Raw genomic sequence first — 13,250 nt, 5'->3', positions numbered from 1 at the left:
TGGACATTTACCACCATCTTATCATTGAAAACGCTTCCTATTATATTAGTATAGTAGCATATTAACAATCTACTAATCAATTTAAATTTGTAAATTTATAGTAGTTTTTCTAAAATAAGATGTGTATTTCAAAAAAGCAAAAAACGACTGCTTGTTGACAGTCGTTCATTATTTTCCAGTAAGTTTTTTACGATCATCGGCTTGAGGAGGCTCCTCTAACCAGCCATTTTTAACCATAAGCTTAGCTCCATCCTCAGCATAGGCCGTAATTTCAGGGAGCAACGATGCGTATTTTACCCCTAAATCTCTCCTCGGACTTGCAGCCATTGCCATTCCGTAATTACCTATACCAGCTGCAACCATCCCAGAAACATGAAACATGATAAGCTTTTCTGAAAAAACTGCCTCAGTTGAACTTGTGATAGCGGAGTCCCAAGTCATTGGTGCAGATAGGTTATCCTTTTGCAGGAAATGGCTGAAAGTATCAACATGCTTTTGTGCAATTTTAGCTCCTCTTACTAGATAATCTTTCACTTCTGGATCTTTTACTGTTTGGGCAAATCCAACCATAAGCGCCTTTCCTATCGAGTTCGTTTGAATATTTACATACAAGTGCGTAATCTCTGGAGCCGTAACGACTCGTTTATCGCCAAAAAACCCTGTTAGAAAGCTTTGCTTTTCAACAAAATCGACCTTCTCAGGGACAGATATATATGGTGGTTTTATATAGGTACCTTGTTTTAGCATAACCCCTCGTAATAAATCCTGTACCATTACACTTTCTTCTAATACCTTTTTATGAAACTCAACAATGTCAGGACGAGTGACAAGCCCCAATGCAGCACTACTCGAAGCCATTGCTAAAATTGACATTTGACGATAATACCTGGTGATAAATATATCTGAAAATAACCTAGGGGCTTTTGGATTGACATCTTCATCTGAAAAACCAACAGGAACTGGGAATTGATCTTTTTCAAATATCTGCTTAATCGTATCCAAATGTGACCCCGATGTGTGTAAAAGTTTATCCACTATTGGTTTTATTTCAGGATCTTCTACTGTCTGAACAAAATATTTACTTACACATTCGGCCAATGAGTCATTCAGATACTGCATCCATAAGGTTGACATTTCCGCTGCTGTTAACGGAATCTTGGTTTTATCTTCCACTAGTAAGTCCCCTTCATTCTAAAATGTTTTTTTATAGTATTCCCCATTTGAAACCCAACTATGAATGCTGGACACTAGGAATATAAAATGAAATAGGACCTTAGCCATTTAGCTAAGGTCCTTACTGGTTTTACACATTTAAAAATTTCACACATACAGGGTATGGTACGGTTATATCTGAATCTAGTAGGGTTAATTTTCCTGTGTCCGAATCTCTTGAATAAAGTACAAGGTTACTTGATTCTTGATTAGAGCCTACAAGGAACTTTTCAGTTGGATCAAAAACGAAATCACGTGGCCAATCTCCTCCTGATGAAACTCTTTCTACTAGTGTAAGATTACCTGAAGTTTCATCTACTTGAAAGACTGCGATACTATTGTGTCCTCTGTTAGAGACATACACAAATTTCCCATCCTTGGAAATATGAATAGCACTTCCTTGACTATTATCAGTAAAATCTCCAGGAATCGTAGATATATATTGTAGTTCAGTAAAACTACCGTTATTGCTGTCATAGGAAAGAGCAATCACTTCATTACTTAGCTCAGTCATGATGTATGCATGTTTTCCATTTGGATGGAAGGCAATATGTCTTGGTCCACTTCCTGGTTTTACAGACAAACGAGTTACCTCTTTTAATCCTTCTTCCTGAATTTCATAGGTGATAAGTTGGTCAATACCTAAATCAACTGCTACCACATATTTTTCATCTGGAGTAAAACCTGAAAAATGGGTATGAGGCTTCTCCTGCCTTTCATGTGGACCTGAGCCTTCATGTGCAACCACTGATTGAATGGATTCAATTCTTCCACTTTCACTATTAATCGAATTCAGCTCAATTGTACCCTTATGGTAGTTTGCCGTCACAACCTGAGTATTTGCTTTGTTCACACTAACATGACAAGGAGATGCACCATCTGAAACCATACTATTTAGTGCCTTTAAATCACCTGTTTGTGAATCAATTTCATAAGCAGCTACACCACCTGTTTCTCCCTCCTTAATCACAGAGTAAAGAAAACGATTGTCTTGGCTAACTGTTACATATGTAGGGTTTTCTAAAGTTGCAGCGAGTTTTACATCCTGAATTTTTTTCTCATCAATATCTAACGTAAACGTATAAACTCCTTTACTATCTCCTTTTGTATAGGTACCAACATATCCAATAAACTGACTCATTGTAAGACCCCTTTCAACTATTTTTTCGTTTCAAGATCTAAACATTTCTATTATAGTCTACCGTGGTCATTCTACGATAGATTTTGCTTCATGCGCATGGTCTTAAAGATCATACTCCTTTAGCATTTCTTCAATTGCAAATGCTACCCCATCTTCATCATTTGTCCTTGTATGATATGTACAAAGACTTACTATTTCTTTATCTGCATTTCCCATCGCGACGCCACGCCCTGCCATCTCAAGCATACTTTTATCGTTAAGATTATCCCCTAAAGCCATTACATCCTTCATGTCAATCTCCATGCTATCTGCCAATTCCTTAAGCGCTAAGCCTTTTTTGGCATCTGGATGATTGAACTCTAGATTTAGATAACCAGAAGAAGTAATCAACACTCCTTCTTCACTTTTAAGCTCATCGAAAACTTTCTTGTGGCTTTCTTCATCTTCTGCAAAACTTAAAAGCTTGTATATTTTAAGATTAGGTGTTGTCATTAGTTGGTCGTAACTTTCAATAAACTGTACACTCTCATTTTGGAAACGCAGTTCGATTTTTTGTTGAATTTCCTCGTCTGTAAAATCTGGATTAATGGTTTTCCACCATCGCGTCATACGATCAATAAACTGATCTCTTCCAAACGAAAATAATCCCTTATTCGTAAAGAATTCTGTATACATTCTACCTTTTTGACAGGCTGTAAATACTTTCTCACAAACCGATATATCCATCGGAATATCACGCAAGATATTTTTATTTACATCAACTGTACTTGCACCATTTAATGTGATAATTGGACAAGTAATCCCGACTTCCTCAAGGGGCATATTAGCAGCATCATAAGACCTTCCAGTTACAACTACAAACTTTATCCCTTTATCAATTGCCTTTTGAATAGCACGAGCATTCGTCTCACTCACCTTGCTATTCATATTTAATAGAGTTCCATCTAAATCAGAAGCAATCAGTTTCATACCAAACTCCCTCGCTTTTCAAAAAGTAAAAAACCTAAATAAACTGTCTCTTTATAAAGAAACACCTTATTTAGGTTTAGCCTGCTACATCATTATTAAACAGTATAACAAAGAATATGGAAGAACAAAACCACGGGGAATCCCCGTGGTCTCTCTTTTATCATATTAATCCTCAATTGGCTCTGGATTTAGTGCCGCAGGCTTAATTATACTAATGATATATCCGATAACTCCACCAATAATTGCTGGAACAAGCCAACCTAAACCAACTGAATATAAAGGAAGAATGGTTTCAAAAAGCTCATTGATAGCTGCAATTTTCACTCCAGCTGCATTCAAACCATCATTCACACTTAAAACAAGTGTAACTAAAATACTAACTTGGTATACTTCTTTGCGGCCCTTGAAAAGGGGATGCAAGAAAGTTAATACCATTAAGCAAATGGCTAACGGATATAAAGCAACTAATACTGGAATTGAAAAACTAATAATGGCACTTAAACCAAAGTTTGAAATTACTGCACTAAATACTGTAAAGACCACAGCCCACTTCTTATAAGATAAAGCTGGCACAAGCTTTGAAAAGTATGCTGCACATGATGTAATAAGTCCAATACTTGTTGTTAAACATGCCGCAATTACTATGACAGCAAGAATCACTTTCCCATACCATCCAAAGAAATGGTTAGAAGCAGCTGCCAGAATAGAGCCACCATTATCTAAAAGACCCAGACCATCTACACTAGTAGCACCTAAAAACGCAAGTGATGAATAAATCGCAGCAAGTAAAACACCTGCAACTAATGCAACTTTACCAGTTGAAATCATGATTTGCTTTTTAGAAGTTGCTCCGCGATCCTTCATGATGTTTATAACAATAATCCCGAATACAAATGCTGCAAGAGCATCCATCGTGTTATAACCTTCTTGGAAACCTTTAAAGAAACTATTTGTCATATAAGTTTCAGTTGGCTCTTGTATAGCACCAATTGGATTTACAAATGCTGCAATAATTAAAATGGCAATGACAATTAATAAGATTGGTGTTAACATTTTCCCAACAATGTCGACAATTTTACTAGACTTTAAAGAAAAGTATAATGTTACCCCAAAGAAAATGATCGTAAATAATAATAATGGAAGGTAACTTGATTGGTTTTCTAAAAATGGCACAATTCCAATTTCATATGCAACTGTATTCGTTCTTGGAATTGCAAATAATGGACCAATTGTTAAATAAAGTGCAACGGTAAAGAAAACTCCATATATTGGATTCACTCTACCTGCTAATGATTCCAAATCACTTTTTCCTGAAAAAGCTAAAGCTAATATACAAAGTACAGGTAACCCTACACCTGTAATGATAAAGCCAAGATTCGCTGAAAATACATTATCTCCAGCCAACTGACCTAATTGCACTGGGAAGATTAAGTTTCCTGCTCCAAAGAATAATGCAAATAACATAAAGCCTACCGCAACTATGTTGCTAAATGAATCTCTTGATGACATATCTATTCCTCCTAAACCACCTTAGATAACCTTAAAAATAGTTTTTCCAAAATACGTTCATCTAAGGCAAAAATTATTCTAGTAATTTGGACTTGCTAACAACTATCAATTTGATAGTCATTAATATATCACGTAAAATATCCAAAAGCAATACTTTTCAGAAAATATAATTATATCAAAATATTATTTATAATAAATGTCATTATTGGAATATAGTTCCATCGAACCATGAAAGTGCTACCAGAACACATTCCGTTGGTTCGTATGACCTATGCTGCGTTCGTTGAAAAAGACAAACGTCTCCAGTATACCATCAACACTCCCCTTATAGCAGACCCAATTTCATTTACCTACAAAATGTTCTTTGACTAAAATCCTGACAAACAGAAAAAAGACCAAGTAATTCAATAATTGAATTAAATGGTCTCTTTTAAATAATACTTTTTAAAGAGGTTAATCATTTAACGTGTTACTCAACTACAGTATCGGCCCCGCCTTCGCCAAATACCATGATGACCACACATGTCATCCACCTGACTTTATTATAAATGGTAACGCTTACATTTTCAATATAAACATTTCTGCATGATTCGACAAAAACATTTGGACGTGGAAACCATACTTACGCTACCTCAGGTTCATCAGATATCTTAACTTGTTCCAAATCTTGTGTACTTATGCGTTTGACGATCTTTGAACCATTGAAAGGACCAAATTGAGAATCCGAGCCATGTGGCACTTGCAAAGTATCCACCAATTATGTCTGTTGGATAATGAACACCTAAATAGATACGGCTAAGCCCAATACCAATAATCATCACTCCACTAAATAGCAGTAGAGCCGTCCGCCCCCACCTCACTGGAATATGACGCCAGAGTAAAAAGGTAACCATTCCATAAAATGTGAAAGCATTCATTGCATGGCCACTCGGAAAGCTGTAACCCGAGATGTCAACTAACCTGTGAAAGTCTGGTCTAGCCCGCTCAAACCATTCTTTCAGAATACCATTTAAAAACGGAGACCCTGCCATAACTGCAATAAATAAAATGAGCTCATACCGATGTTTCAGTACCTTATAGAGAAAAAACAATACAAAAAGAGAGAATACAATGATTACGGGAGCGGACCCAATAAATGAAAGTAGTTTCATTATAGATGTTAGCCAAGCAGACTCCATAGCTTGTACAAAAGAAATGACATGGTGATCAAAATGAATAATATCATGACCATGGATAAAATAAGCCAAAAATCCAAATACAAAAAGGGAAAAAAGGCAAAGAATAAAAGCAATGGATAAACGACTTTTTAAGTTCATTTTTGCTCACACTTTCTTACTTGATGCCTTTATTATTTTATGCACTGGGGATGTTTATACAATTTGGATTCCCATATCAATAATTACGAAGAAAATTGCAAATGGGATGGCTCCGACTTACATGTGTTTTTTCTACTAGTTAAAAGATGTCCTACACTTTTTCCACTAACAAAGCGCGAATTTTAAACTAAACCCTCATCGCCCCTGCTCAATAATCTCAACAAACTTTGTTGACGCCGGTGAAAGAGGAACATTTTTAACGTAGCAGATACCAATACTCCTTTTTGGGATTGGATCTGTAAGTTGTATCTCATATAGGACTTCATGGTTTAGGTATTCTTGTGAAAATTCTTTTGTGACACAGGCAATCCCTAGATTGATTTTTGCAAACTCTAATAAGAGGTCATGTGAGCCAAGTTCAAATTCAGGGGAAATTCGTAATCCTTTTGATAGCAAAAATTCATCTACATAGATTCGTGAAACCGATTGTGGTTCAAGACAAATCAATGGATGTTTGACCAGCTCTTTCATGCTTATCTTTTTTGATAACAGGTGTTGATATTTTTTCCCACATACAAAAATATCATGGATATCCATGCAAGGAATTTGGGCGAGAGTCGGATCATTTACTGGAAAGTTACAAATAGCAATATCCACCTCACCTAGCTTCAGCAAGGAGATCAGCTCGTGGGTGGTTCCATTTACAATTTTAAACTTTATATTTGGAAACTTTGTATGGAATATTTCCAAATATTGTAGTAAAAAATATTTAGAGATTGTATCCCCTACACCAATTCTTAATTCACCTTTTGTGAGATTTTTAAATTCTAATATCATTTCTTCGCCAATATTGAGAAGATTCATTGCTGATTGAACATATTCAAATAAAAGCTTTCCTTCATTTGTTAGTGTTACCCCTTTTGGTGTACGATTGAACAATCTTATGTCCAGTTCCTTCTCGAGTTGCATCATAGCCTGGCTAACTGCAGGCTGTGTCATAAACAGGTCCTTTGCCGCTTTTGAAAAGCTTCCGTTTTTGGCAACTGTACTGAAAACCTTATACAAATCTAATTTCCCAATCATATAACTACCCCTTATACCCATTATTAGATATATTAATTTTACTTATATCACATAATAGATGTATATTACTAGTAGAGATTATAAAAAAACTTTTATCGTGTAGGAGTGATCCGTTTTGGAAAGAGTAGTTGGAACAGTTGTTAGAGGTTTACGTGGCCCAATCATCAATAAAGGTGACAATATTGAGCAAATCGTTGTAGAAAGTGTGTTAAAAGCATCTGAAGTTGAAGGCTTTGCGATTCAGGATAAAGATATCGTAACAATCACTGAGTCGATCGTTGCTCGTGCCCAAGGCAATTATGCGTCAATTGACCATATTGCAAAGGATGTCGAAGCAAAGTTTGGCGATGATACAGTTGGTGTTATTTTTCCTATCTTAAGTCGTAATCGATTTGCTACCTGTCTTCGAGGAATTGCAAAAGGATCGAAAAAAATTGTCCTTATGTTGAGCTACCCATCTGACGAAGTAGGTAACCACTTAGTTGACCTTGACGAGCTTGATGAAAAAGGCATTAACCCTTGGACGGATGTGTTAACAGAACAACAATTCCGTGAACTATTCGGACATAATAAGCACACTTTTACTGGCGTAGATTACATTGATTACTATAAATCTCTAACGGAAGAATATGGTGTTGAGTGCGAAGTTATCTTCTCAAACAATCCAAAAACAATTCTAGACTATACAAAGAGTGTTCTCACTTGTGACATTCATTCAAGATTCCGTACAAAGAAAATCCTAAAAGCAAATGGTGGCAAAAAGGTATACAGCCTAGATAATATTTTGGCTGAGTCTATTGACGGAAGTGGCTTTAATGAAGACTATGGTTTACTCGGTTCCAACAAAGCAACTGAGGATTCAGTGAAACTTTTTCCTCGTAACTGTCAACCTATGGTCGATAAAATTCAAGAACTTCTTAAAGAAAAAACAGGTAAAACTGTAGAAGTAATGGTTTACGGTGACGGTGCATTTAAAGATCCAGTCGGAAAAATTTGGGAACTTGCTGATCCAGTAGTCTCACCTGCCTACACAGCAGGCCTTGAAGGTACACCTAACGAAGTTAAATTAAAATATCTTGCTGATAATAATTTCGCTGATTTAAAAGGTGAAGAACTTAAAAAAGCAATCTCAGAATTTATCGCAAATAAAGAGGATGATCTTGTCGGTCAAATGGAAGCACAAGGTACGACACCTAGAAGACTAACTGACCTAATCGGCTCCCTTTCTGATCTAACATCAGGTAGTGGTGATAAAGGTACTCCATTTATTTACATCCAAGGTTATTTCGATAACTATATAAAATAAATCGTTTGAACACCCCCCTGTGAGCTAAATTCACAGGGTTTTTTTATCGAAAATATGGTGTCATTTTAACTGATTATGTTATTCTCTTACTAAGTAAAAAGCTATGAGTTAGGAAGGATGGTATTTTGTTAAATCTATTGAATATTGATTGGGAGTCGCTACTCCTTAGCATTGGATTTACTTTATTAAAAGTAATTGGTGTTTTAATCGCTTTTTTCATCGTTAAGAAAGTGGGAAACAAAATTATTGAGCGCACTTTTACAAAATTACAGGCTAAACAAAACATTACCTTAGGACGTGCCCATACTCTTCAAAAGCTTATGGAAAACATTCTTTCATATGCTTTGATTTTCATGTTAGTGGCTTCTATTTTTGGGATTTTTGAAATCCCTGTTGCTAGTCTATTAGCTGGAGCTGGTATTGTTGGATTAGCAGTTGGTTTTGGCGCTCAAGGACTTGTGAGCGATGTTGTGACAGGCTTTTTCTTATTACTAGAAAAACAAATCGATGTGAATGATTATGTCACTATTGGAACGATTGATGGGGTTGTAGAGGCTGTGGGCTTACGCACGACTCAAATTCGCGGCTTTGATGGAACGTTACATTATATCCCGAATCGTGACATTACAAGTGTTAGCAACCATTCGCGAGGAAATATGCGTGCCCTTGTTGACATTGGCATTGCTTATGGTGAAGATATCGACAAAGCCATCACTGTCATGCAAGACGCTTGTGACAAAGCGGCTACTGACAATCCAGTGATTGTCGAGGGTCCAAATGTCATTGGTGTACAAGCAATTGGCACATCTGATATCGTACTTCGGGTAATAGCAAAAACGGTCAATGGAGAACAATGGGCTGTTGAACGTCAACTCCGCAAAGTGATTAAAGAAGCCTTTGATGCAAATGGAATTGAAATTCCATTGCCACATCAAGTTACGATTCATAAAAATGATGTACGTCAGCAAAGAATGGGACAAGGTTAATATCTCATCCTTATCAAGGGTATAAACCTCTATAGAATTAAGGTAGGGCATCCAACCAACTGGATGCCCTTTTTTTACTTATTAAAATCAATTGCTTCTGTTTGCTCTAAGGTAATCATTGTTTCACTTGGCTTTGTTTCTGCAATGATTTTTCCGTTCCTAAATGAATAGCGGACTTTTGCTTGTTTACGGATTGTTTCGTATTCATTCTCCGCATCCATGACTATGAAGTTTGCTGGCTTTCCTTCCAAAATACCATAGTGTTCTTCAATTTGTAGTGTTTTTGCACTGTTTGTTGTAATCAGATCAATTGAATTCACAATTTGCTCATAACCCATTAATTGTGATGCATGGATTCCCATATGAAGAACCTGCAGCATATTGCCTGTACCTAATGGATACCATGGGTCAAAAATATCGTCATGACCAAAGCACACATTTAAGCCAGCCTCAGCTAACTCTTTTACTCGAGTCAGCCCTCTGCGCTTCGGATACGTATCAAATCGTCCTTGTAAATGAATATTCACAAGCGGATTTGATACAAAATTGATATTCGAAAGCTTTAACAAACGAAATAGCTTATACGTATAAGCATCATTGTACGATCCCATTGCTGTTGTATGGCTTGCTGTTGTACGACTTCCAAGTCCACGCTCATACGCTTCCTTCGCTACTACTTCAACAAACCTGGATTGTTCATCATCAATTTCATCACAATGGATGTCGACTAAACGGTCATATTTCTCTGCTAAGTCAAAGGCAATCTTCATTGACTCGACACCATATTCACGTGTGAATTCAAAATGCGGAATTCCACCAACAACATCGGCACCCATTTTTATTGCTTCTTCAAGCAATTCTATTCCATTTGGATACGATAAAATACCTTCTTGCGGAAAAGCAACAAGTTGAATGTCTACGTACTCTTTCATTTCCTCTTTCACTTCTAACATTGCTTTTAACGCTGTTAATGTTGGGTCAGTCACGTCGACATGTGTGCGTATATGCCCAATCCCTTGTGCAATTTGCCATTTAATAGCTTTCTTTGAACGTGTTTTTACATCCTCGAGTGTTAATGATTCTTTTCGTTGTGACCAGCGCTGAATTCCTTCAAATAGAGTCCCACTTAGGTTCCACTCAGGCTCACCAGCCGTTAATGTCGTATCTAAGTGAATGTGAGGCTCGATGAAGGGTGGCAGAACGAGCGAGCCACCTACATCGATTATTTCCCCCTTAAATTCTACTTCATCTAATTCTTTCGTAACTTTTTCAAATCGACCCTCGTTGATAACAAGATGCCAAAGTCCTTCTTTTCCTCGTAAGGTTGCATTTTTAATAATCAATTTAAAATCACCTTTGCTTCTCTTAATTTTTTGGCTTCTGCTAATTTCATGAATACGAAATAGATAACCGCTGTTCCGAGTAAGGCATTAAGCGGTGTAATTCCTGGTGCAAATTGTGCAAACCCAACACCTACCGCCCATGCCGCAATCGAAATCCAGTTTACTGATTTAAATGTCATGTTTTCAAAAGCGATATACTCTCTTCGTTTTACAAAGAAGTAGTCCGTTATAATAATGGCACCGATTGAAGGAATAGCAGCTCCGAGAAGGGTTAAGAACCCTACAAAGTTGTTGTACATCCACATTGCTAGTATGGTTCCAACTAACCCATTTACTACTACAAACACTTTCTTTGATATTTTCGTGATGTTCGCAAACCCTAATCCTGATGCATAGAGAGCATTATCATTGGTTGTCCATATATTTAATCCTAGAACGATAATTGCTGGAATCATCAATCCCTGTAGAAACATAACCTCTGAAATATCAGCTAAGCCATAAGACATTGAACCGATTGCACCGAACAAGAACATAAAGCTGTTTCCAAGGAAAAAGGCAATCACTGTTGCAATTACAGCTGAACGTGACGTTTTTGCAAATCTTGCAAAGTCTGGTGTTAGCGTACCTGCACTAATGAATGATCCGATACAAATGGTGAGTGCAGCAGAAAGTGTGATGGATACAGTTGGTTTATAATCCATTAAAGCTCCAAATCCACCTAATACCCGTGTTGCCTCAACTGCAGAGTAGCTACCTAATATCCCAATCGCTGGTACTGCGATGAACCCTAAAACCACTAGTGCTTTCATTCCAAATATAGATGTTACCGTCATTGCAATCCCAAAGAAGAAGATTAACATATACACATTCCAGTCCATTGCATTTGCGACTGGAACAGCAAACATTGCAACTCCTACTCCGAACCAACCAACCTGTGTAAATCCTAGTAAAAAGGATGGTAGATAAGATCCTTTATTTCCGAATGCATATTTTGCCAATAGGTGAGTTGAAAGGCCCGTTTTCGCTGAAATATAAGCGAGTGTACCTGTATAAATGCCAAGCGCAAGATTTCCTGCAAGTACGATGGTCATAAACTGAGTGAAAGTTAAGCCCATCCCCATTTCTCCACCAGCAAGCATACTTGCTGAGAAAAACGTAAGACCTAACATAACAGATAATGTCTTCCAAAACCCATTTCGATTTGACTGTGGCACTGCTTGCCATGAAAACTCTGAATCCACTTTTTTCATGAATGATTCCTCCTGTATGATCATTTTCTGATACCAGAAGCAAGCAGAAAAAAAGAGGCTAATTACCAGTTTTCCTGACAATTAGCCTCTTTATCTATTAAAAGTACGTAGGGAAAAGTATACACGTATCCCCATGTCTTCTAATAAAATCCGCCGTCCTTGCCAGCCTCTCTGGACTGAATTAAAGGTACCAGTTATTTAATTGTGTTTATTATTGCAAAAAAGCATGATTACGTCAATATATTTTTTCTTAATGTTATTATAGAAAACTATTTCCCCGAAAATAACAAAGGCCCACCACCGATTAGGTAATGAGCCAAATATTTTATTGAGCCGTATAGCCACCATCAACAATTAAGCTATTTCCTGTCATAAATGTAGAATCATCACTCGCAAGGAATAATACAGCTTTCGCCATTTCTTCTGCTTGTCCAAGACGTTTCATTGGAGTCATATCACGTAATACCTGCTTACTTTCTTCAGGGATAATTGGTGTATCTATGAACCCTGGGCATAAAGCATTTACACGAATGTTTTGTTCAGCATATTCAAGTGCTAATGAACGAGTTAAGTTTACTACGCCACCTTTTGCAGCGTTATATGCCGCTGAACCTGGTGAACCAACCCAACCATACATAGATGCAGTGTTTACAATGACACCGCCACCTGTTTTCAAGAATTCACGAATCGCTTCGCGAGCCACTAAGAAAACGCCGTCTAAATCAACATTCACCGTATTTCTCCACTCAGAATACTCTAATTCATGTGATGGTTGAACACGTCCGATACCTGCATTATTGAATACAATATCCACTTTACCGAATGCTTCAATTGTTTGTTTATAAATATTTGCTACTTCTTCTTCACTAGTAATATTTGCTTTTACAAATAATGCTTCTGCATTAAGCGCTCTTAATTCTTCTTCGAATGCTTTCCCTTTTTCTTCATTTAGATCAACAAGAACAACCTTTGCCCCTTGTTCAACAAATAAACGTGCAGTTGCTGCACCGATTCCAGATGCTCCACCTGTAATAATTGCCACTTTATCTTGTAATTTCCCCATTCGATAAATCCTCCCTTAATATATAATAGAAATATTGGAATATCTATTTCGAAATAGTTATGACCATAATGA

The 13,250-nt window shown here is 37.0% G+C and carries 11 protein-coding genes; 2 read left to right on the top strand and 9 right to left on the bottom strand.

The window, feature by feature from the left end:
* Positions 1-168: 168 nt before the first annotated feature.
* The 6 genes from ACWPVE_RS09580 to ACWPVE_RS09555 form a co-directional block, all read right to left on the bottom strand.
* Positions 169-1,173, bottom strand: a complete 1,005-nt coding sequence (locus ACWPVE_RS09580) for a DUF3231 family protein (RefSeq protein WP_453992788.1) — start codon at positions 1,171-1,173, stop codon at positions 169-171.
* Positions 1,174-1,303: 130 nt separating this feature from the next.
* Positions 1,304-2,353, bottom strand: a complete 1,050-nt coding sequence (locus tag ACWPVE_RS09575; RefSeq protein WP_453992786.1) for a lactonase family protein — start codon at positions 2,351-2,353, stop codon at positions 1,304-1,306.
* A gap of 102 nt (positions 2,354-2,455) precedes the next feature.
* Entirely contained in the window at positions 2,456-3,322 is an 867-nt protein-coding gene (locus ACWPVE_RS09570; protein ID WP_453992784.1) for a Cof-type HAD-IIB family hydrolase, read from the bottom strand.
* Between the two features lie 165 nt (positions 3,323-3,487).
* Complete coding sequence (gene brnQ / locus ACWPVE_RS09565) at positions 3,488-4,831, bottom strand: branched-chain amino acid transport system II carrier protein (RefSeq protein ID WP_453992782.1); 1,344 nt, start codon at positions 4,829-4,831, stop codon at positions 3,488-3,490.
* 650 nt (positions 4,832-5,481) lie between these two features.
* Positions 5,482-6,147, bottom strand: coding sequence for a phosphatase PAP2 family protein (locus ACWPVE_RS09560; RefSeq protein WP_453992780.1), 666 nt, complete (start codon positions 6,145-6,147; stop codon positions 5,482-5,484).
* 195 nt (positions 6,148-6,342) lie between these two features.
* Positions 6,343-7,230: a LysR family transcriptional regulator gene (locus tag ACWPVE_RS09555; protein ID WP_453992778.1), complete on the bottom strand. Its 888-nt coding sequence runs from the start codon at positions 7,228-7,230 to the stop codon at positions 6,343-6,345.
* Positions 7,231-7,345: 115 nt separating this feature from the next.
* On the opposite strand from ACWPVE_RS09555, the gene ACWPVE_RS09550 reads away from it, so the two are divergent.
* Both ACWPVE_RS09550 and ACWPVE_RS09545 read left to right on the top strand, forming a co-directional pair.
* Complete coding sequence (locus ACWPVE_RS09550) at positions 7,346-8,536, top strand: coenzyme F420-0:L-glutamate ligase (protein ID WP_453992777.1); 1,191 nt, start codon at positions 7,346-7,348, stop codon at positions 8,534-8,536.
* A 125-nt stretch (positions 8,537-8,661) separates the two neighbouring features.
* Positions 8,662-9,522 carry a mechanosensitive ion channel family protein gene (locus ACWPVE_RS09545; protein ID WP_453992775.1) on the top strand — a complete coding sequence of 287 codons (861 nt, stop codon included), beginning with the start codon at positions 8,662-8,664 and terminating at the stop codon, positions 9,520-9,522.
* 74 nt (positions 9,523-9,596) lie between these two features.
* Here the strand turns inward: ACWPVE_RS09545 and ACWPVE_RS09540 are convergent, their stop codons facing one another.
* From ACWPVE_RS09540 to ACWPVE_RS09530, 3 genes are all read right to left on the bottom strand, one after another.
* Positions 9,597-10,865 carry a cytosine deaminase gene (locus ACWPVE_RS09540; protein ID WP_453992773.1) on the bottom strand — a complete coding sequence of 423 codons (1,269 nt, stop codon included), beginning with the start codon at positions 10,863-10,865 and terminating at the stop codon, positions 9,597-9,599.
* Entirely contained in the window at positions 10,862-12,115 is a 1,254-nt protein-coding gene (codB, locus tag ACWPVE_RS09535) for a cytosine permease (protein WP_453992772.1), read from the bottom strand. Before codB ends, ACWPVE_RS09540 begins: the two co-directional genes overlap by 4 nt.
* A 325-nt stretch (positions 12,116-12,440) precedes the next feature.
* A complete protein-coding gene (locus tag ACWPVE_RS09530; protein ID WP_453992771.1) occupies positions 12,441-13,178 on the bottom strand; it encodes an SDR family NAD(P)-dependent oxidoreductase in 738 nt (245 codons plus the stop codon).
* Between the last annotated feature and the right edge of the window lie 72 nt (positions 13,179-13,250).

The sequence above is a fragment of the Bacillus nitroreducens genome, from assembly GCF_964021195.1.
This window is presented reverse-complemented; position numbering and strand designations above follow the sequence as displayed.

Excerpts from the sequence above, each read along its gene's own strand:
- ACWPVE_RS09575 (WP_453992786.1), bottom strand. The coding sequence starts at position 2,353 with ATGAGTCAGTTTATTGGATATGTTGGTACCTATACAAAAGGAGATAGT.
- ACWPVE_RS09570 (WP_453992784.1), bottom strand. The coding sequence starts at position 3,322 with ATGAAACTGATTGCTTCTGATTTAGATGGAACTCTATTAAATATGAAT.
- brnQ (WP_453992782.1), bottom strand. The coding sequence starts at position 4,831 with ATGTCATCAAGAGATTCATTTAGCAACATAGTTGCGGTAGGCTTTATG.
- ACWPVE_RS09560 (WP_453992780.1), bottom strand. The coding sequence starts at position 6,147 with ATGAACTTAAAAAGTCGTTTATCCATTGCTTTTATTCTTTGCCTTTTT.
- ACWPVE_RS09555 (WP_453992778.1), bottom strand. The coding sequence starts at position 7,230 with ATGATTGGGAAATTAGATTTGTATAAGGTTTTCAGTACAGTTGCCAAA.
- codB (WP_453992772.1), bottom strand. The coding sequence starts at position 12,115 with ATGAAAAAAGTGGATTCAGAGTTTTCATGGCAAGCAGTGCCACAGTCA.
- ACWPVE_RS09530 (WP_453992771.1), bottom strand. The coding sequence starts at position 13,178 with ATGGGGAAATTACAAGATAAAGTGGCAATTATTACAGGTGGAGCATCT.